Here is an 18,653-nt window from a genome sequence, read left to right on the forward strand (position 1 = left end):
CAGTCCACCAACAATCTCGACGCCTTCTGGATGCCGTTCACCGCGAACCGGCAATTCAAGCAGGCCCCGCGCATGCTGGTTTCGGCCAGCGGCATGTATTACCGCACCGATGACGGGCGCCAGGTACTGGATGGTACGGCGGGCCTGTGGTGCGTGAATGCCGGCCATTGCCGGCCGGAGATCGTGAAGGCGATCCAGGCCCAGGCGGCGGAGATGGACTATGCCCCGGCCTTCCAGATGGGCCATCCCGGTGTTTTCGACCTGGCATCGCAGCTGACGGCGCTGCTGCCACCCGGCCTGGACCATGTGTTCTTCACCAATTCCGGGTCGGAGGCGGTGGATACCGCACTCAAGGTGGCCCTGGCCTATCACCGGGCCCGTGGCGAGGGGCAGCGCACCCGCTTCATCGGGCGGGAGCGCGGCTATCATGGTGTAGGCTTCGGCGGCATTTCGGTGGGTGGCATCGTCACCAACCGCAAGGCGTTCGCCACCATGCTGCCCGGCGTCGATCACCTGCCGCATACCCATGATCGGTCACAACAGGCCTTCTCCCGCGGGCAGCCGGAATGGGGTGCCCATCTGGCGGACGAGTTGGAGCGCATCGTAGCCCTGCATGATGCCAGTACCATCGCTGCGGTGATCGTGGAGCCGGTGGCCTGTTCCACCGGCGTGCTGGTGCCGCCCAGGAGCTATCTGGAACGGCTGCGCGCGATTTGTGACAAGCATGGGTTGCTGCTGATCTTCGATGAGGTCATCACCGGTTTCGGCCGGCTGGGCACGCCGTTCGCCACCGATTATTTCGGCGTGGTGCCGGACATCATCACGGCGGCCAAGGGCCTGACCAACGCCACGGTGCCGATGGGGGCGGTGTTCTTCCAGAAGAACATCTACGACGCCTTCATGACCGGGCCCGACCATGTGATCGAGCTGTTCCACGGCTACACCTATTCCGGCCACCCGCTGGCCGCCGCCGCCGGTCTGGCGACGCTGAAGGTCTATAAGGAGGAGGGGCTGCTGACCCGCGCCGCCGACCTCAACGATTATTGGGCCGACGCGGTGCATTCGCTGAAGGATGCCCGCCATGTCGTCGATATCCGCAATCTCGGCCTGATCGGCGCCATCGAGCTGGAGCCGCTGGCCGGCCAGCCGACCAAGCGGGCCTTCAGCACCTTCCTGAAATGCTTTGAAAAGGGCTTGCTGATCCGCACGACGGGCGACATCATCGCCTTGTCGCCGCCGCTGATCGTGGAGAGGGCCCAGGTGGATCAGATTGTCCAAATCATCCGCGACTCGCTGACAACGGTCGACTGACATCTACAGGTCGGGCTGTGGGAATCCCCCAAGGCCCAGAAGCACTCGCCACGCGCGCCTTTTTGGCGCGCGTGAAGCCTGATCTGCATCTGCGCGGAGCGCGGCCCATGAACTATGCCTGCAGCACATTCGACCTGATCGAAAACCTGCAACCCGGAGAGCAATCCAGGGATATCCTGGTGGCTTTGATGGATTCCAGGGAGTCCTATATACGTGGCGAAGCGGTTGAGAAGCTGGCGACCTTCCCCAATGACCTGGTCAATGACGAGGTCATTGGCTGCGTCATCAACATGGCACGCGGCGACCGTGACCAGTTCAACTGCGCCTGGGTCTTCGACTTCATGTCGGAGCATCCCAATGACCATTTCGACGCCTTCCTGCTCACGACGAAACCCGCCGATATCAAGCCGGAAGCGGAGGGCGCCTATACCCACGCGCTCTACTGTATGAAGGATGATACCGGTACGGCTCTGCTGACCGAATGCGTGGGTCTGGCGGCGCGACCCATGCTGCGCGTCGGTGCCCTGCTTTCCCTCTCCTATCTCAATAACCGGATGCGTCCGGAGCTTCCCCCGTTCCTGTGGCACCGCCGGTGGCAGGTGAAACTGGTGGCGGCAGCACGGATCGCGGAGGCGGTGGGTAGCCAAGATACAGCTGATACCATCAGGCGGCTTCAAGGACTAGTGGCCCAGCGGCTGCAGCGGGAACGCTATCGGATGATCCGCGAAGCGTTGGAACGATCAGCGACCAAGCTGGAGACCCTGCTGGCGGGTCGGTTGTCGCAGACCGATCCGCAGTGACCCAGGGCGATGGAAACACCCCTGTCCTTCATTCCACTTGACCATTCGCATTAACCATATGCGAAACTTGAGAGAACGGATGGAACATGGCGTTTCTATCCACGAATAAGGTGCAGGGGAATGACGGGACCGGTCGATACCAGTTCGGGCATCTGGAACGAAGATCTGGCGCCGGTACCGCCGGAGCGGCGGACCTGGAACTGGATCCACTATGCCTCGCTATGGATCGGCATGGTCATGTGCATCCCGTCATACCTGCTGGCCTCGGGCCTGATCCAGCAGGGCATGTCGGCATGGCAGGCGGTGGGGACCGTGCTGGCCGGCAATCTGGTGGTGCTGGTGCCCATGGTGCTGATCGGGCATTCCGGCGCCAAGTATGGCTTGCCCTTCGCCGTGATTGTGCGGTCCAGCTTCGGCACGCGCGGCAACAAGCTGCCGGCGGCGTTGCGGGCGCTGATCGCCTGCGGTTGGTTCGGCATCCAATGTTGGGTGGGCGGCAGCGCCATCTATGCCATCGCCAACATCATGACCGGCGGTGCGCTGGCCGGTGACAAGATCGGCTGGCTGGGCATCGATCCGGGGCAACTGGTCTGTTTCCTGTTCTTCTGGGCCCTGCATCTCTGGTTCATCAGGCGTGGGCCGGACAGCATCCGCTGGATCGAAACGGTGACCGCGCCGTTGAAGATACTCATCATGCTGGCCCTGCTCTGGTGGGCCTGGGACAAGGCGGGCGGGTTCGGGCATCTGTTGTCCGCCCCATCGCAATTCGTGACCGGCGGGGCGAAGGAGGGGCAGTTCTGGGCCGTGTTCTGGCCGGGGCTGACGGCCATGGTCGGGTTCTGGTCGACACTGGCCATCAACATCCCCGACTTCACCCGTTTCGCCAGAAGCCAGAAGGACCAGATGCTGGGCCAGTCGGTGGGACTGCCCATCCCGATGGCGCTGCTGGCCTTCGTGTCGGTGGCGGTGACATCGGCCACCATCATCATCTATGGCGAGGCGGTGTGGGACCCGGTGGATCTGGCCGGCCGGCTGGAAGGCATTGCGGTGGCCATCGGCCTGATCATCATCACCATCGATACTTTGTGCGTGAACCTGGCGGCCAACACGGTGGGTCCTGCCTATGATTTCTCCGCCATCTTCCCCCGCCATGTCAGCTTCGCAACCGGCGGCTACATCACCGCCGGTATCGGCATCGTCATGATGCCCTGGAAACTGATCGAGACGACGGACGGCTATATCTTCACTTGGCTGATCGGCTATGGCGCGCTGCTGGGGCCGCTGCTGGGCATCATGCTGGCGGATTACTGGCTGATCCGCAAACAGGTGCTGAACGTGCCGGCTTTGTTCGAGATCGAGGGGGAATATGGGTTCAAGGGCGGGTGGAACCCGGCGGCGCTGATCGCCTTCGTGGTGGCGGTGCTGCCCAACCTGCCGGGCTTCCTGCACGCGGCCTTTCCCGGTGCCTTCGGCGGCGTGCCGGGCTTCTTTGTTGAGATCTACAATTACGCCTGGTTCGTGGGGCTGGGGATTTCGGCGGTTGTGTATCTGGTGCTGATACGGTGGCGGGGCTGAACGGTTACAGCGCCGTCCTGACACTCAGCAGTTCGGGGAAGAAGGACAGGTCCAGTGCCTTCACCAGATAGGAGACGCCGCCAGTGCCGCCGGTGCCCTTCTTATAGCCGATGATGCGTTCCACGGTCTTCATGTGGCTGAAGCGCCATTGCTGGAACCGGTATTCCAGGTCCACCAGCTTTTCCGCCAGCTCATAGAGTTCCCAATGCGCATGCGGGTCGCGATAGACGGCGGTCCAGGCGGCTTCGACCGCCGGGCTCCCCTGATAGGGCTGTGACCAGTCGCGGTTGAGTGCCGTGTCCGGAATGGTGAAGCCGCGGCGGGACAGCAGTGCCAGGCATTCATCATACAGCGACGGGCTGTTCAGCGCCGTCACCAGCCGCTCATGCAGGTCGGGCAGTCCCTGATGCACGGTGACCATGCCGGCATTCTTGTTGCCCAGCATGAATTCCAGCAGCCGGTACTGGTAGGACTGGAACCCCGAGCTCTGGCCCAGATGCGGACGGATGCGGCTGTAATCGGCGGGCGTCATGGTCGACAGCACGTCCCAGCCCTGGATCAGCTGTTGCTGGATGCGGGCCACACGCGCGATCATCTTGAAGGCGGGGCCAAGATCGTCCTGCCGTATCTGCTCCCGCGCCGCCGCCAGCTCATGCAGGCACAGCTTCATCCACAGTTCCGACGACTGGTGGATGATGATGAACAGCAGTTCGTCATGTTCCCCCGACCGCGCATGCTGACAGGAGAGGAGCTGGTCCAGCCCCAGATAGGCGCCATAGGACAGGTCGGGCGCCTGATGCACCCCTTCCTGGGAAAGATCGACGGCGTTGGGCTTCATGGCAATGGCACCGGCAGGGTTGGACTGCCGGGACCATTTCATCTGCAACGATGCCCGTCAATAGGAGGAGGGTCAGGCGATGCTGACCACGCCACGCGGCTCCGGCGGCTGCGCCGCCTCGAACCGCACCCGGTTGCGGCCCAGGCCCTTGGCCACATACAGGGCGGCGTCGGCACGCGACATCAGGTCGTCCAGGCCGCGGTCGCCGGGCGCCAGCGTGGTGGCGCCGATGCTGGCGGTGAAAGGGGGGTGGATGTCGCTGCGGTCGGCCTCCAGCATGGCGCGCAGCTTTTCCGCCACCAGCAGGGCCCCGGCCTCTCCGGCACCGGGCAGCAGGATGGCGAATTCCTCCCCACCCGTGCGGCCGACCATGTCGCCCTGGCGCAGCGCGGTCTGGGCCAGTTCGGCGAAGCGGATCAGCACGGCATCGCCCGTGGCATGGCCGAACCGGTCATTGATGGATTTGAAATGGTCGAGATCGACCAGCAGGCAGGAAAGCTCCGTCCCATCGCGCCGTGTCTGGATGATGGCCCCTTCGCCACTGTCGACCAGGAAGCGGCGGTTGGGCAGGCCGGTCAGCCCGTCGCGCGTGGCCAGATCGAACAGGCGCCCTGCATAAAGCCGGATGCGTGTCACCATGGGCCGGAAGATGAAGAAGGCCTCGGCCAGCAGCGTGGTCAGCAGGATGGCCAGCACCACCTGCTGCGCCTCCCGCAGCCAATGGGTGCGGCCATTGGCCTCCGTCTCGAAGATGGTGACGGCATGGTCCAGGGCCGGTAGCAGCGTGCTGCGCGCGGCGGTGTGGAACCGGGCATAGGCTGCGGCGTCTCCGGTTTCGGCGAACAGCGCGGCATCGCCCAGAAAGGCGCGCACGGCCCCATCCAGCGGCACCGGCCCGTCGAAATAATGCGCCGACGCTTCCTTCGACAGGGGGTTGGAGATGCCCAGGTCATTGCCATGGACTAGTGCGTCCTGCGACCGGCGCATCAGCATGATGGCGTCGACCAGCGGCTGGCGCGCGGTTTCATCCCCCTGCCGCAGGTCGGTGCCCAGCAGGGTGATGCGCTGCGACAGCATGCGTTGGCGCCCGGCGATATTGATGATGGTGGCGGCGTCGCGCTGTTCGGCGATGACATTGTCCAGCAGCAGATGCACGCCACCCGACAGCAGCGCGATCAGCGTCAGTGCGATCACATAGCCGGCCGTCAGCCGGCCCACCACATGGCGATCCGCGGTCAATGTACCCTCCCCAGCCCATACACAAATATCCCTCCATCAACTAAACCCAGGCGACGATTGGGGAAACAGTCCAATCGCATAGGTTTTGATGGAACCACCGGGGCGGGGGCTCCGGCGACTTAATATATCCGATGGCGGATGGGTTTTGCCTGTGCTATAGGCACTCCCAATTTGCCAAAGCAAAACGTTAACCAAGAACAGGCAGCGGTCCTTATGTTCCCCATGATGATTTCCAGGCGTGCGCCGGCCCTGTCGGCCGCGGCGTTGCTGGTCTGCGCGCCCCTGGCGGCGGCGCAGAATGCCGGTGACGACAATGTCGTGCGCAATGCCGCCGATGCCTTCGGCCTGCGCGTGGGCACCGAATCCATCGGGCTTTACGATGAAGGCAATGTCCGGGGGTTCAGTCCCGACAGCGCCGGCAATATCCGCCTGCAGGGGCTTTACATCTCCCAGCAGGGTGCACTGTCCGACCGGGTGGTGGAGGCGTCCAGCATCCGCGTGGGGCTGAACACCGTCGGCCTGCTGTTTCCGGCACCATCGGGCATCGCCGATCTGGCCCTGCGCAACCCGGATGAGACGGGGGCGGAGCTGACGCTGGGCATCGATCCGTTCACATCGCCCTATATGGAGCTGGACACCGGCTATGTCTCTGCCGATGAGCGCTTCCGCCTGGCGGCCGGGGTGGCGGGCAGTCCGGACCATAATGGCGGTTTCGGCGGCGATTATCGCAGCTGGTCGGCCGGTTTCGTGCCGCGTGTCCGGCTGGGCGAGGATGTGGAGGTCACGGCGTTCGCCGACTGGGACCGCATGCATGACAGCGAGGTGGTGCCAAGCTACCTTCCCAACGGCCCCTATCTGCCGCCGCGCGTGGATCGGGGCGTGGATCACAGCCTGCCCTGGGCCGACTGGGCGTACGAGACGGAGAACCAGGGCCTGATCCTGGATGCGGGTCTGGCCGACGGGTTGGTGGCGCGGGCGGGCCTGTTCCGGTCGGTGCATCGCCTGCCCTATGACGCATTCGCCCTGATGGTGGTGGATGCGGACCGGCAGGGGGAGATGCTGCATGTCCTGCTGCCGGCCACCCGCTATGCCGCCCTGTCGGGGGAGGCGTCGCTGGCCTATCAATGGCTGGACGGCAAGGCGGGCCATACGCTGAGTCTGGCCGGGCGTGGCCTGTCGAAGAAAAGCCGCAAGGGCGGTGATGTGGAGGTCGATTACGGCCCCTGGCCCATGGACAGCCGGCCCCCCGTGACACGGCCCGAGGTGGATTTCGATGTGCCGCAGGATGGGGACCGGGTGAAGCAATACACGCTGGGCCTGGCCTATAACCTGTCCTGGGACGGGCGGCTGGATTTCGGTGCCGGGCTGCAAAAGGCCGATTATGCCAAGACGACGCGGCCGGGCGCCGGCGGGCGGGCGCACGGGTCCTCGGCGCCCTGGCTGTACAATGCCGTCGCCGCCTGGCGGTTCGACAATGGCCTGGTCACCTATGCCAGCTATTCACGCGGGCTGGAGGAAAGCGGATCGGCGCCGATCACGGCGGTGAACCGCAATGCGGTGCTGCCGGCGGTGAAGACGACGCAGCGCGAGCTGGGCGTGCGCATGGGGCTGGGGTCGATGGTGCTGACCAGCTCCGCCTTCGATGTGCGCCGGCCCTATGACGGGGTGGATGGAAACGGGGTCTACGGGTTCCTGGGCAGCGTGCGGCATCGCGGCGTGGAGGCGTCGCTGTCCGGCAATCCGGCACCCGGCCTGTCGGTCGTGCTGGGGGCCGTGCTGCTGGACCCGGTGGTGAAGGGGCCGGAGGTGCGGGACGGACTGATCGGGCGGCGGCCGGTGGGGCAGACGAAACTGCAATGGCAGGCCAGCCTGGATTATGCACCGGACTTCCTGGACGGGTTGTCGCTGGACATGACTGTGGACCACCGGGCGAAGACCACGGCGCGTGGCGACAATCTGGCCGATGCGCCGGATTACACGCTGGTCGATCTGGGCCTGCGCCGGGATGTGGATGTGTGGGGACGGGAGGTTTCCGTGCGCGCCCAGGTGCAGAACCTGTTCAACGCCTATGGGTTGGACGTCAATGGCGATGGGGAGTATGAGCCGCTGACCGGTCGGGCCTGGCGGGTGGCGGTGACGACGCGGTTTTAGAGCATGTTTCCGGTCACCGGAAACATGCTCTAGTTTTTCGGTTCCTCAAGCGCCGGCGCCGCATCCGCGGCTTGGCTTCACGGCGCACGTGCGCCGCGGCGGCAGTCGCCGCCGGAGCGGTTTTCGGTCACCCGAAAACCGCTATCGCCGCAACCGGTCGCGGATATCCGCCTGGATCACGGGCCAAGCATCGGATTGCGGTGTGATCAGCTCGAAATGCCCGGCCCCGTCGATCTCCAGCTCGCGCAGCTCCGGCCCCGCCGCCTTGGCCGCGTAATGCTGGGCAAAGCCGGGCGGCACGATGGCGTCGCGGGTGCCCGATACCAGTGTCAGCGGGATATCCTTGACCGGCGCTTCGCCGGGGGAGGTATCGGCGAACGGGTTGCCCGGCCGCTCGGCGCTGCCGATCAGCCGGTCGATGGTGCCGGGCCCGCCGCACGCATCGGGTCCGCGCGCATGGTAATCCCGCAGATCGACGATGCCGGCCAGGGACACCACGCCGCGAACCGGCAGCGGATCCTTGACCTTCAACGGGCTGTCGGCCGGCAGGCTGCCGCGCCCCGCCGCCCAGAGCGACAGGTGTCCACCGGCCGAATGGCCTGACAGCACGATACGGTCCAGGTCCAGCGGATAGGTGTGGGCCAGGGTGCGGACATGGTCCACGGCGGCGGCCACATCCTGGAACGTGCCGGGATAACCGCCGCCCGCTTCGCCCAGCTTGCGGTATTCGATATTCCAGACGGCGATGCCCTGATCACGCAGCGCCGCCGACATGGGACCCATCAGGTCGAACCCTTCATATTCGGCCAGCCAGCAGCCGCCATGCACCAGGATCACCAGCGGATGCGGCCCGTTCCCCCCGGGCAGCCAGAGTTCACCGAACTGCTGCGGCTGCGCCCCATAGGTAATGCGCACCCCGCCGGCCTCCTTGGGCCGCGCCGACAGTTCCTTGTAGGTCAGCAGCGGCGGCAGGTCGGCGGCAAGGGTGGGCGTGGTGAAGAAAAGCGCGCAAAGCGGGGCAAGGAAACGACGCATGATGATCGCTGATCTCCTGTAACGCAGGCCGGCCATGGTGGCGGCGTCACAGTGCCCGCGTCAACCAATAGAAACCGGCACCTACGGCGGCGGCGGCGGGCATGGTCAGCACCCAGGCCACCAGGATGCCCTGGGCCAGCCCCCAGCGCACCGACGATGCGCGACGGGCGGAGCCGACACCGACGATGGCGCCGGTGATGGTGTGGGTGGTGCTGACGGGTACGCCCAGATATGTCGCCGTGAACAGGGTGATGGCGCCCGCCGTCTCCGCACAGCTGCCATGGACCGGCTTCAGGTCGGTCAGGCGCGACCCCATGGTCTTCACGATCTTCCAGCCGCCGAACAAGGTGCCCAGGCCCATGCAGGCCTGGCACGAGATCACCACCCAGAAGGGCACGTGGAACCCGTCGGGCATGTAGCCCTGGCTGAACAGCAGAACGGCAATGATGCCCATGGTCTTCTGTGCGTCGTTGCCGCCATGGCCCAGGCTGTAAAGCGAGGCCGAGACGATCTGGAGCCCGCGGAAGATCTTGTCCACCTTGAACGGGGAGAAGCGGCGGAAGGTCCAGGAGACGATGACCATCAGGGTGATGGCCAGGATGAAGCCGACCGTGGGCGAGACGACGATGGCCACCGCCGTCTTGATCAGGCCCGATCCCACGACATCGACGCCGGCCTTGGCCACGCCCGCCCCCACCAGACCACCCACCAGCGCGTGGGAGGAGGAGGAGGGGATGCCGCCCCACCAGGTGACGAGGTTCCAGAAGATGGCCCCCATAAGGGCGGCGAAGATCACCGGCGCATCGATGACGTTGGCATCGACGATGCCCTTGCCGATGGTGTTGGCGACATGCGTGCCGAAGAACACGAAGGCGATGAAGTTGAAGAAAGCCGCCATGATCACGGCGTTGCGCGGCGACAGCACGCGCGTCGACACCACGGTGGCGATGGAATTCGCCGCGTCATGCAGGCCGTTCAGGAAATCGAACGCCAGCGCCAGGGCGATCAGGCCGATCAGGATCGGCAGGGAGATCAGTTCCATGGGGTGCGCCGATCAGACATTGTCGACGATGATGCTGTCGATGATGTCGGCGACATCCTCGCCCGCATCCAGCACGGCTTCCATCAGTTCCAGGATCTCGCGGATCAGCGCCTGGCGATAGGTGATGGGGGCATCCAGCCCGCCGCTTTCCTGACGCAGCCGCGCCTTGCCGGCGCGCAGGATACGGTCGCTGTCGCTTTCCAGTTCCGACAGTTCCCGCGTCATGCGGGTCATTTCCGCCACATGGCGGGGAATGTCGCGCAGCTTGGGCAGGCATTCCGGCAGGATGGCCGACGCGCGCACGATCAGGTCGGACAGGGCATGCATCTCGGCCGTGTATTCCATCGGGCCGGCTTCCGTCATGTGACGGGCGACGTCCTGGATCAGGTCGATGATGTCGTCCATGCGCTTGGCCAGATCCTGGATGTCGGACCGGTCGAAGGGCACGATGAAGGAACGGTGGACGGCCGCCTGAATCTCCTTGGTGATCTTGTCGGCGTCGTTTTCAGCCTGATGGATGCGCTGAAACCGCATCTCCAGCTGATCGCCGTTCTTCACCAGATCGCGCAGCGCTTCGGCGGCGACCAGGACCAGACGGGCATGGTTGGTGAAATGGTCGAAAAACCGCTCTTCGCGGGGCATCATGGCCCGGAACAGGCTCAGCATCTTCTATCCCGATCAACGCAGTCGCAATGGGGTGCTGCCGACGGGGACGCCGCAGCCTGGGCCCTGCTGTACCATTGATCGACGTGGGATTGTAATGTTAATGTCATAAAACAGTCATGACTTAAGCCGATCTATCTTTACCGGAATTTCATGCTTTAACAGCATTCTGACAGATTGCCCGTCGGCTCCATGAACGGGTGGCATTCAGGCAGTTCGTGCGAGGTGTAGTCTAAGTCGATGAGTGCGCGTAAGATCCAGCATGCGGCATTGCCGTATCGCATGACCCCGACCGGCCCGCAGATCCTTCTGGTCACCTCGCGCGAGACGCGGCGTTGGATCATTCCCAAGGGCTGGGCCAAGAAGAATGTCGATCCGCAGGACATGGCCGCGACCGAAGCGTTCGAGGAAGCGGGCGTGCGCGGCAAGGTCAAGAAGAAGCCCGTCGGATCTTACGAATACGACAAGCGCCTGGATGACGGCAGCTGTGTCACCTGCGATGTCAGTGTCTATGCGCTGGAAGTGACGGCGGAGCTGCCCGACTGGCCGGAACGCACACAGCGCGAGCGCCGCTGGCTGTCCCCGGCGGAGGCCGTGGTGCTGATCAGCGAGCCGGGGCTGGTGGATATCTTCCAGAAGCTGGCGGTGAAGTGGGAGGATTGAGAATCCTGGCCTGCTTTCCATGCAATATGCCGCTTTTCCTGGCAAAGCCCGTTTTACAGGCGTAGCCTGTTCTTTGTCCGGCCATGGGTTTGCCGGCGTTTCCTTGAATTTCCGCGATTATCGGACCTCTGGCACGAAATCTGCGATGCGATAACGCTTTCCCAGGTTTCGGCCCGCTATTGCTTTTCAGGGGAGGCAGGATGGAAGTCGGTGTTTTCATTCCCATCGGGAATAATGGTTGGCTGCTGTCGGAGAACGCGCCGCAATACAAGCCCAGCTTCGATCTGAACAAGCAGATCACGCTGTCGGCGGAAAAGCACGGGCTGGACTTCGTGCTGTCGATGATCAAGCTGCGCGGTTTCGGCGGCAAGACCGAGTTCTGGGACCATAACCTGGAAAGCTTCACCTTGATGTCCGGGCTGGCTGCCGTGACCAGCCGCATCAAGATCTACGCCACCGCCGCGACCCTGGTCATGCCGCCGGCCATCGTGGCCCGCATGGCGGCCACCATCGACAGCATCTCCCATGGCCGTTTCGGCGTGAACCTGGTGACGGGCTGGCAGCGGCCGGAATATTCGCAGATGGGCATGTGGCCCGGGGACGAGCATTTCGCCAACCGCTACGACTATCTGGCCGAATATGCCACGATCCTGCGTGAGCTGTGGGGGACGGGGTGCAGCGACCTGAAGGGCAAGTATTTCACGATGGATGATTGCCGCCTGTCGCCCCGGCCGCAGGCGGATGTGAAGCTGATCTGTGCGGGATCGTCCAATGCCGGCATGGCGTTCTCCGCCCAATATGCCGACTATAATTTCTGCTTCGGCATGGGGGTGAACACGCCCACCGCCTTCGCCCCCACGGTGGAGCGCATGCGGGTGGCGGCGGAGAAGACCGGCCGTGATGTCTCTTCCTACGTCCTGTTCATGGTTATCGCCGATGAGACGGACGAGGCCGCTCGCGCCAAGTGGGAACATTACAAGGCGGGTGCCGACCAGGAGGCCATCGCCTGGCTGGGCGTGCAGGGGGCGGCGGATACCAAGTCCGGGTCCGACACCAATGTGCGCCAGATGGCCGATCCGGTGTCGGCGGTGAACATCAATATGGGCACCATCGTCGGGTCGTACGAGACGGTGGCGCGGCTGCTGGACGAGGTGCCGACGGTGCCGGGGACCGGCGGCGTGCTGCTGACCTTCGATGATTTCGTCAAGGGGGTGGAGGATTTCGGCACCCGCATCCAGCCGCTGATGAAATGCCGTCAGCATATCAAGGCGGGCGTATGAGCACCGCCGGTTACACCCCGCCGCCGGAACGGTCGAAATCCGTCACCTTGCCGGCGCGGCCGGAACCCATCACGCTGAAACCGTCGGAAACGGCCGTCGTTGTCGTCGATATGCAGAACGCGTACTCGACGGAGGGTGGCTATGTCGATCTGGCCGGGTTCGACATTGCCGGGGCCAAGGGTACCATCGCCAATATCAAGCGCACGCTGGATGCGGCCCGTGCCGCCGGTGTGCTGGTGGTCTATTTCCAGAATGGCTGGGACAGCGACTATGTCGAGGCCGGCGGGCCGGGCTCGCCCAACTGGCACAAATCCAACGCGCTGAAGACCATGCGGGCGCGGCCGGAATTGCAGGGCAAGCTGCTGGCCAAAGGCACCTGGGACTATGCCATCGTCGATGAGCTGCAGCCCCAACCTGGGGACATATTGGTGCCGAAGACCCGCTATAGCGGCTTCTTCAACACCAACATGGATTCGGTGCTGCGGGCGCGCGGCATCCGCAACCTGGTGTTTGTCGGCATCGCCACCAATGTCTGCGTGGAAAGCTCGCTGCGCGATGCCTTCCATCTGGAATATTTCGGGGTGATGCTGGAGGATGCGACCCATCATCTGGGGCCGGACTTCATCCAGCAGGCCACCGTCTATAATGTCGAGAAGTTCTTCGGTTGGGTGGCCAGTGTGGATGATTTCTGCGGGGTGATCTCGCAGGCCGCCCCCATCGATAATGACGGACAGGAGTGATCAGGAATGCCCAAGCAGATCATCGTGCCCGTGGGCACGCAGAAGCCCATCGCGCCTTATTCGCCCGGTACGCTGGCCGATGGCGTCGTCTATGTCTCCGGCACGCTGCCGTTCGACAAGAACAATGACGTGGTGCATGTCGGCGATGCCGGGGCCCAGACCCGCCATGTGCTGGAAACCATCAAGTCGGTGATCGAAACGGCCGGCGGCACGATGGAAGACGTTACCATGAACCACATCTTCATCACCGACTGGGCCAATTACCAGGCCGTCAACAAGGTCTATGCCGAGTATTTCCCCGGTGACAAGCCGGCGCGGTACTGCATCCAGTGCGGGCTGGTGAAGCCCGATGCACTGGTGGAGATCGCCACGGTGGCCCATATCGGGAAAATCTGATGCATGTGGAAATCCATGGCCGCGGCGATGCGGACGCCCCGGTCCTGATCCTGTCATCGGGTCTGGGCGGGTCGGCCGGTTACTGGGCATCGCAAATCCCGGCGCTTGGCGCCCATTTCAAGGTCGTGACCTACGATCATCGCGGCACGGGCCGCACGGGCGGGACGGTGCCGGAGGGTGGCGGCATCGCCGCCATGGCCGATGATGTGCTGGAGATTGCGGACCGGCTGGGTGTGGAACGGTTCAGCCTGATGGGCCATGCGCTGGGCGGGCTGATCGGGCTGGACCTGGCGCTGCGCGCGCCGGGGCGGATCGACCGGCTGGTGCTGATCAATGCCTGGAGCAAGGCCGACCCGCATTCCGGCCGCTGCTTCGATGTGCGCCTGGAACTGCTGGCGAAATCCGGCGTGCCGATGTTCGTGAAGGCCCAGCCCCTGTTCCTCTATCCCGCCATCTGGATGGCGGAGAATGCCAGCCGGCTGGATGCGGAGGAGGTGCACGGGATCGCGCATTTCCAGGGGGAGGTGAATATCCGACGTCGGATTGCCGCCCTGCGCGCCTTCGACGTGGATATGCGGTTGGGGGAAGTGACGGCGCCGACCCTGGTGGTGGCCACCAAGGATGACCTTCTGGTGCCCTACAGCCGGTCGCTGCGGCTGGTGGAGGGGCTGCCGGATGCCAAGCTGGTGCTGACCGATTTCGGCGGGCATGCGGTGAATGTGGTGGAACCGGACGGGTTCAACGAGGCGGTGGTGGGATTCCTGCGGGCGTGATCCTCATTCCTGGAAATGTGCCGCGATATCCTTGTGCGCATTCAGGATATTGATCACTTCCAGCCGGTCCTCCGCATAGCGGAAGAAGATGATATAGCCGCGAAAGGGTGTGCTGCGTATGTCGGGGCGCAGTTCAGGGCGGGCGCGGCCCAACGTGCCGGGAAGGGCGGCCAGCTTGCGGCAATGCTGGTCGATTGCTTCAACGAACTGCCAGGCGGTCGGAGGGTGACGGCTCTCATGGGTGATATAGCGGAGGATGTCCGACACATCACGACGGGCAGCGGCGGTATAGACCAGTGTCCGCCCGGGTCAGTATCCTTCGCGCTCCAGTTCCGCTGCGGTGTCGGACAATTCATGCATCAGGTCTTCGGAAGTGCCGAAGCCGCCCTGCTCGATCGACGCGTTCAACGTATCGCGCAGGGCCTGCAGCTTGACCTCGCGCTCTTCGACAAGACGTAACCCTTCGCGGATGACTTCACTGGCGGAGCCGTAGCGGCCGTTCTTCACGGCATCATCGACAAATTCTTCCCAGCGGCGGCCGATCGACACGTTCATGATGCTCTCCATGGAAGCATGATGGGCATCATAACATAAAATGCGCAAAGATTGTTATCGGCTTCAGCCCCGCCGGGCGATGAGCGCGCCATAGGGGGGCAGGGTGGTGCCCGACAGGTCGGCGCCGTTTACGGCTTCCGCCACCACCCAGTCGGCCGAATCACCCACCCCGTGCGCCGCCGTCTCGCCCGACAGGTTCACCACCACCAGCAGGTCACCGGCCGCATGCGTGCGCTCGAACGCCAGGACCGGATCGGCGGGGGGGCGGAAGCGGATATCACCCCAGCGTAGGGCCGGTTCCGCCCGGCGGCGGGCCAGCAGGCGGCGGGTCACCGACAAGGTGCTGTCGGGATCGGCCGATTGCACATCCACGGCCAGCGGCAGGTGGCGCTGGTCCACGGGCAGCCAGGGCTTGGCACTGGAGAAACCACCATTGGGGGCGTCCTTGGCCCAGGGCATGGGCGTGCGCGCCCCGTCACGGCCCAGCGTGTGCGGCCAGTTGGCGATGGCTTCGGGGTCCACCAGATCCTCGAACGCCACGCGTGCCTGCGGCAGGCCCAGTTCCTCCCCGTAATAAAGGAAGACGGAACCGGGCAGGGACACCAGCAGGGTGTTCAGGCAGCGCGCCAGGGCCGGCGGTGGCACATCGCCGCCCCAGCGCGACAGGGCGCGCGGCGCGTCATGGTTGGAGAAGGTCCAGGAAGGCCAGGCCCCGCCGGCCGCCTGGTTCCAGCCACCGATGATCCGGCGCGGCACGCCGGCATCCAGGCGCTTGTGATAGAGGAAGGAGAAATTATAGGCGGAATGGCAGCGTTTGCCCGGCAGCGTATAGTCCGCCACCATGTCGAACGGCGCCTCGCCCATTTCCGCTACCATGAAGCGGTCGGGGTAACTGTCCAGCAGGCGGCGCAGATCCTCGATGAAACCCAGATTCTCCGGCTGGGAGATATTGTGGATCTGGCTTTGGAATTCGTAGGGACGCTTGGGTGCCGTGGCTTCCCGGTTGATGGGATTGTCGCGGAACTGGCGGTCATGCATGAAGAAATTGGCGGCATCGACGCGCAACCCGTCCACGCCCCGATCCATCCAGAAGCGCGCCACGTCCTTGATCGCTTCCTGCACTTCCGGATTGTGCAGGTTCAGGTCCGGCTGGCTGGACAGGAAATTATGCATGTAATATTGCCGCCGCCGCGCGTCCCAGGTCCAGCCCGGCCCGCCGAACACGGATTGCCAATTGTTGGGCGGCGTGCCGTCCGGCTTGGCATCGTGCCAGACATACCAGTCGGCCTTGGGGTTGGCGCGATCGCGTCGGCTTTCCTGGAACCAGCGATGCTCGATCGATGTATGGGAATAGACCTGGTCGATGATCAGTTTCAGGCCCAACTCATGGGCCCGCGCGATGACGGCATCGCAATCGGCCATGGTGCCGAAAATCGGATCGATATCGCAATGATCGGATATATCGTATCCGAAATCATCCATGGGCGACTTGAAGAAGGGTGATATCCAGATGGCGTCGGCGCCCAGCGACGCGACATGGTCCAGGTGCGCCAGCAGGCCCCGCAGATCACCGATACCATCGCCATTGCTGTCGGCGAAGCTGCGCGGATAGACCTGATAGATGACGGCGCCCTGCCACCAGGGGCGCGTGGCACCCTGGTCGGGCCCGGCCGTTCCATCGGCCTTCAGACCCGTCTCCGCCATCATACCCATGTTCAGGCTCCCCCCTGATACCCGACGCTTGTTTTCTGGCCCTATCCTAGTTTTGGTGGCGGCGGACGGGTATGGGCCACATACGTATGCGTCGGTATGCTGCGCTGCGACGCATACGTATTTACCGTTGGGGGGCGGTGGGGAAGGGCCGGTCCGGGGAGTTCGCGGGGGCCGGAAAACGAAAAGGGCGGGTGTCGCCACCCGCCCCTTCGCCAGAACCAATAACTGGTAGGATTACTTCTGGGCGACCTGGGCCTGCTGGGCCTTGAAGTCGCGCAGTTCGGCATTGTAGGCATTCACGGTCGCTTCCAGACGGTCGGCAACCTGATCGCGATAGGCAGCCAACTGGGCCCGGAAGGACGGCTGCGCCATGTAGGAAGAGGAGGCCGGCTGGCTGTCCAGGCAGGACAGGTAATCCAGCGACTGGTCGGCATAACCGCGGACGGAGCCGGCGACCTGACGCATGGAAGCCTCGGTGGCGGACTTGCCGGCCACCAGTTCGGGGCTGGCCGGGGCCTCACCGCAGATGCGCTTCAGCGCGGGGTGGGCAGCCTGGGACTGGCCAGCAGCGAGCAGGGCCAGGGCGGAAAGGATCAGAGCGGAATAGAGCTTCTTCATAGCGATACTCACAAAGCTGGAAGCGGAGGCGGGATGCCACCGACATTTCGGGCCTTGTACGTTCGCTCCCTTCAAATGGCTCCGGTCGATGCCGTTACCGTGTTCTTGTGCATTGCAGTATAAAGACGCTGCGCCGCAGCGGAAGAGGAAATTATCGTTAACTGACACCGCTAACATGATTTGCTGACATGCATTTTGCGCATGCGTTTGGGGCCTTTCAGAGGCATATCCAGATGCCTGGGGGCGCGGGCTTCCCAGGTTCCAGAAGAAGATTCAATGATATCCATGTGGTGGATGAAGGTATCCGGATACGATGCCGTCGATGCACCGTGCCGACGCATCGGATGCGATGTCGTGTAATTCCGGTACATATAGTTTCCATAATGTAAATTATCGATCATATATGCCGCTTCAAGGCGACGCTGTAACAGGCTGCCCGCACCCTTACACCTCCACCCAGCGGCGCAGCAGATTGTGATAGGTGTTGGTCAGTGACAGGATGCCCGGATGGTCCGGCATATCCTTGTTCAGCGACAGGATGGCCATGTCCATGTCGAACAGGGTCCGGCGCTCGCCATCGTCGCGGATCATACTTTGCAGCCAGAAGAATGAGCTGACGCGTGCCCCCGCCGTCACCGGGCGGACATGGTGCAGGCTGGAGCTGGGATAGAGTACCATATGCCCGGCCGGCAGCTTCACCGCATGGTGGCCGTACAGGTCCTCCACCACCAGTTCCCCGCCCTCATATTCATCCGGCTGGCTGAAGAACAGGGTGCAGGAAAGGTCGGTGCGGATGCGCGGGCCGCCGAACGGTGCCTGGCGCACGGCATTGTCGACATGGGCGCCGAAATGCTGACCACCGGCATAGCGGTTGAACATCGGTGGATAGACCTTGGCCGGCAGGGCCGCCGACATGAACAGCAGGTTCTTCGACAGCGCGTCCAGGATCACCTGCCCTACCTGCTGGGCCACCGGATGGCCTTCCGGCAATTGGCTATTATCCTTGACCTTGCCGGACTGGAACCCGGTCGTGACCTTGCCGTCGATCCATTCGGCCGCGCCCAGCGCCTGGCGGCACTGCCGCACCTGGTCCGGGGTCAGGACATCGGGAATGCTGATCATCATGATGCAAGGTTCCTGGCATGAAGGCTGCGTATGTGCAGCCTATAGCATCAAGGATTGCGAGCCACTCTGATTTGCATCAAGCCCGCCATGAGAAAGGGGCGGCCGTCGCCAGCCGCCCCTTCCCTGCCACGTCTGA

Annotated in this window: 19 protein-coding genes; 9 read left to right on the forward strand and 10 right to left on the reverse strand. The window is 63.9% G+C overall.

The window, feature by feature from the left end; all coding sequences use genetic code 11:
• The first annotated feature begins 30 nt into the window (after nt 1-30).
• From ACM9HJ_RS01240 to ACM9HJ_RS01250, 3 genes are all read left to right on the forward strand, one after another.
• Nucleotides 31-1,311, forward strand: coding sequence for an aspartate aminotransferase family protein (locus tag ACM9HJ_RS01240; protein WP_416570533.1), 1,281 nt, complete (start codon nt 31-33; stop codon nt 1,309-1,311).
• Nucleotides 1,312-1,418: 107 nt separating this feature from the next.
• Complete coding sequence (locus ACM9HJ_RS01245; protein ID WP_416569849.1) at nt 1,419-2,111, forward strand: hypothetical protein; 693 nt, start codon at nt 1,419-1,421, stop codon at nt 2,109-2,111.
• Between the two features lie 120 nt (nt 2,112-2,231).
• On the forward strand, nt 2,232-3,686 hold the full coding sequence (locus tag ACM9HJ_RS01250; protein WP_416569850.1) for an NCS1 family nucleobase:cation symporter-1: 1,455 nt from the start codon (nt 2,232-2,234) through the stop codon (nt 3,684-3,686).
• Between the two features lie 4 nt (nt 3,687-3,690).
• Here ACM9HJ_RS01250 and kynA read toward each other — a convergent pair whose 3' ends face one another.
• Together kynA and ACM9HJ_RS01260 are read right to left on the reverse strand one after the other, a co-directional pair.
• Nucleotides 3,691-4,524, reverse strand: a complete 834-nt coding sequence (kynA, locus tag ACM9HJ_RS01255) for a tryptophan 2,3-dioxygenase (RefSeq protein ID WP_416569851.1) — start codon at nt 4,522-4,524, stop codon at nt 3,691-3,693.
• A gap of 72 nt (nt 4,525-4,596) precedes the next feature.
• Entirely contained in the window at nt 4,597-5,763 is a 1,167-nt protein-coding gene (locus tag ACM9HJ_RS01260) for a diguanylate cyclase (RefSeq protein WP_416569852.1), read from the reverse strand.
• Between the two features lie 222 nt (nt 5,764-5,985).
• Here ACM9HJ_RS01260 and ACM9HJ_RS01265 point away from each other — a divergent pair, with 222 nt between their 5' ends.
• Complete coding sequence (locus tag ACM9HJ_RS01265) at nt 5,986-7,914, forward strand: TonB-dependent receptor domain-containing protein (RefSeq protein WP_416569853.1); 1,929 nt, start codon at nt 5,986-5,988, stop codon at nt 7,912-7,914.
• Nucleotides 7,915-8,055: 141 nt separating this feature from the next.
• Here ACM9HJ_RS01265 and ACM9HJ_RS01270 read toward each other — a convergent pair whose 3' ends face one another.
• From ACM9HJ_RS01270 to ACM9HJ_RS01280, 3 genes are read right to left on the reverse strand one after another with little or no spacing between them, the layout of a single operon-like run.
• A complete protein-coding gene (locus tag ACM9HJ_RS01270; protein WP_416569854.1) occupies nt 8,056-8,949 on the reverse strand; it encodes an alpha/beta hydrolase in 894 nt (297 codons plus the stop codon).
• A 46-nt stretch (nt 8,950-8,995) separates the two neighbouring features.
• Complete coding sequence (locus tag ACM9HJ_RS01275) at nt 8,996-9,991, reverse strand: anion permease (protein WP_416569855.1); 996 nt, start codon at nt 9,989-9,991, stop codon at nt 8,996-8,998.
• Nucleotides 9,992-10,003: 12 nt separating this feature from the next.
• A complete protein-coding gene (locus ACM9HJ_RS01280; RefSeq protein WP_416569856.1) occupies nt 10,004-10,657 on the reverse strand; it encodes a DUF47 domain-containing protein in 654 nt (217 codons plus the stop codon).
• Between the two features lie 237 nt (nt 10,658-10,894).
• Here ACM9HJ_RS01280 and ACM9HJ_RS01285 point away from each other — a divergent pair, with 237 nt between their 5' ends.
• The 5 genes from ACM9HJ_RS01285 (at nt 10,895) to rutD (ending at nt 14,506) form a co-directional block, all read left to right on the forward strand.
• Entirely contained in the window at nt 10,895-11,317 is a 423-nt protein-coding gene (locus tag ACM9HJ_RS01285) for an NUDIX hydrolase (protein WP_416569857.1), read from the forward strand.
• Nucleotides 11,318-11,517: 200 nt separating this feature from the next.
• The gene (rutA, locus tag ACM9HJ_RS01290; protein ID WP_416569858.1) at nt 11,518-12,597 is read left to right on the forward strand and encodes a pyrimidine utilization protein A; all 1,080 of its coding nucleotides are present in this window, start codon (nt 11,518-11,520) and stop codon (nt 12,595-12,597) included.
• Nucleotides 12,594-13,337 carry a pyrimidine utilization protein B gene (rutB, locus tag ACM9HJ_RS01295; RefSeq protein ID WP_416569859.1) on the forward strand — a complete coding sequence of 248 codons (744 nt, stop codon included), beginning with the start codon at nt 12,594-12,596 and terminating at the stop codon, nt 13,335-13,337. The genes rutA and rutB overlap by 4 nt, the downstream gene beginning before the upstream one ends.
• Nucleotides 13,338-13,343: 6 nt before the next feature.
• A complete protein-coding gene (gene rutC / locus ACM9HJ_RS01300; protein ID WP_416569860.1) occupies nt 13,344-13,733 on the forward strand; it encodes a pyrimidine utilization protein C in 390 nt (129 codons plus the stop codon).
• The gene (gene rutD / locus ACM9HJ_RS01305; protein ID WP_416569861.1) at nt 13,733-14,506 is read left to right on the forward strand and encodes a pyrimidine utilization protein D; all 774 of its coding nucleotides are present in this window, start codon (nt 13,733-13,735) and stop codon (nt 14,504-14,506) included. The genes rutC and rutD overlap by 1 nt, the downstream gene beginning before the upstream one ends.
• 3 nt (nt 14,507-14,509) lie before the next feature.
• On the opposite strand, the gene ACM9HJ_RS01310 is transcribed toward rutD, so the two are convergent.
• The 5 genes from ACM9HJ_RS01310 to ACM9HJ_RS01330 all read right to left on the reverse strand — a co-directional run bounded on the left by ACM9HJ_RS01310 (nt 14,510) and on the right by ACM9HJ_RS01330 (nt 18,517).
• Nucleotides 14,510-14,803 (reverse strand): type II toxin-antitoxin system RelE/ParE family toxin, encoded by a 294-nt coding sequence (locus ACM9HJ_RS01310; RefSeq protein ID WP_416570534.1) that lies wholly within the window; start codon nt 14,801-14,803, stop codon nt 14,510-14,512.
• A gap of 12 nt (nt 14,804-14,815) precedes the next feature.
• A complete protein-coding gene (locus ACM9HJ_RS01315; RefSeq protein WP_416569862.1) occupies nt 14,816-15,061 on the reverse strand; it encodes a type II toxin-antitoxin system ParD family antitoxin in 246 nt (81 codons plus the stop codon).
• Between the two features lie 63 nt (nt 15,062-15,124).
• Nucleotides 15,125-16,774 (reverse strand): alpha-glucosidase family protein, encoded by a 1,650-nt coding sequence (locus tag ACM9HJ_RS01320; protein ID WP_416569863.1) that lies wholly within the window; start codon nt 16,772-16,774, stop codon nt 15,125-15,127.
• A gap of 234 nt (nt 16,775-17,008) precedes the next feature.
• Nucleotides 17,009-17,392, reverse strand: a complete 384-nt coding sequence (locus tag ACM9HJ_RS01325) for a hypothetical protein (protein WP_416569864.1) — start codon at nt 17,390-17,392, stop codon at nt 17,009-17,011.
• A 444-nt stretch (nt 17,393-17,836) separates the two neighbouring features.
• Nucleotides 17,837-18,517 carry a Fe2+-dependent dioxygenase gene (locus ACM9HJ_RS01330; protein WP_416569865.1) on the reverse strand — a complete coding sequence of 227 codons (681 nt, stop codon included), beginning with the start codon at nt 18,515-18,517 and terminating at the stop codon, nt 17,837-17,839.
• Nucleotides 18,518-18,653 lie beyond the last annotated feature (136 nt).

It is taken from the genome of Niveispirillum sp. KHB5.9 (assembly GCF_048066115.1).
Taxonomy (GTDB): Bacteria; Pseudomonadota; Alphaproteobacteria; order Azospirillales; family Azospirillaceae; genus Niveispirillum.

Bases quoted from the DNA above. Each gene is read 5' to 3' on its own strand.
- ACM9HJ_RS01315 (WP_416569862.1), bottom strand. From the start codon at position 15,061: ATGAACGTGTCGATCGGCCGCCGCTGGGAAGAATTTGTCGATGATGCC.
- ACM9HJ_RS01280 (WP_416569856.1), bottom strand. From the start codon at position 10,657: ATGCTGAGCCTGTTCCGGGCCATGATGCCCCGCGAAGAGCGGTTTTTC.
- rutC (WP_416569860.1), top strand. From the start codon at position 13,344: ATGCCCAAGCAGATCATCGTGCCCGTGGGCACGCAGAAGCCCATCGCG.
- ACM9HJ_RS01270 (WP_416569854.1), bottom strand. From the start codon at position 8,949: ATGCGTCGTTTCCTTGCCCCGCTTTGCGCGCTTTTCTTCACCACGCCC.
- kynA (WP_416569851.1), bottom strand. From the start codon at position 4,524: ATGAAGCCCAACGCCGTCGATCTTTCCCAGGAAGGGGTGCATCAGGCG.
- ACM9HJ_RS01325 (WP_416569864.1), bottom strand. From the start codon at position 17,392: ATGAAGAAGCTCTATTCCGCTCTGATCCTTTCCGCCCTGGCCCTGCTC.
- ACM9HJ_RS01250 (WP_416569850.1), top strand. From the start codon at position 2,232: ATGACGGGACCGGTCGATACCAGTTCGGGCATCTGGAACGAAGATCTG.
- rutB (WP_416569859.1), top strand. From the start codon at position 12,594: ATGAGCACCGCCGGTTACACCCCGCCGCCGGAACGGTCGAAATCCGTC.
- ACM9HJ_RS01330 (WP_416569865.1), bottom strand. From the start codon at position 18,517: ATGATGATCAGCATTCCCGATGTCCTGACCCCGGACCAGGTGCGGCAG.
- ACM9HJ_RS01265 (WP_416569853.1), top strand. From the start codon at position 5,986: ATGATGATTTCCAGGCGTGCGCCGGCCCTGTCGGCCGCGGCGTTGCTG.
- rutA (WP_416569858.1), top strand. From the start codon at position 11,518: ATGGAAGTCGGTGTTTTCATTCCCATCGGGAATAATGGTTGGCTGCTG.
- rutD (WP_416569861.1), top strand. From the start codon at position 13,733: ATGCATGTGGAAATCCATGGCCGCGGCGATGCGGACGCCCCGGTCCTG.
- ACM9HJ_RS01275 (WP_416569855.1), bottom strand. From the start codon at position 9,991: ATGGAACTGATCTCCCTGCCGATCCTGATCGGCCTGATCGCCCTGGCG.
- ACM9HJ_RS01320 (WP_416569863.1), bottom strand. From the start codon at position 16,774: ATGGGTATGATGGCGGAGACGGGTCTGAAGGCCGATGGAACGGCCGGG.
- ACM9HJ_RS01245 (WP_416569849.1), top strand. From the start codon at position 1,419: ATGAACTATGCCTGCAGCACATTCGACCTGATCGAAAACCTGCAACCC.
- ACM9HJ_RS01285 (WP_416569857.1), top strand. From the start codon at position 10,895: ATGAGTGCGCGTAAGATCCAGCATGCGGCATTGCCGTATCGCATGACC.
- ACM9HJ_RS01240 (WP_416570533.1), top strand. From the start codon at position 31: ATGCCGTTCACCGCGAACCGGCAATTCAAGCAGGCCCCGCGCATGCTG.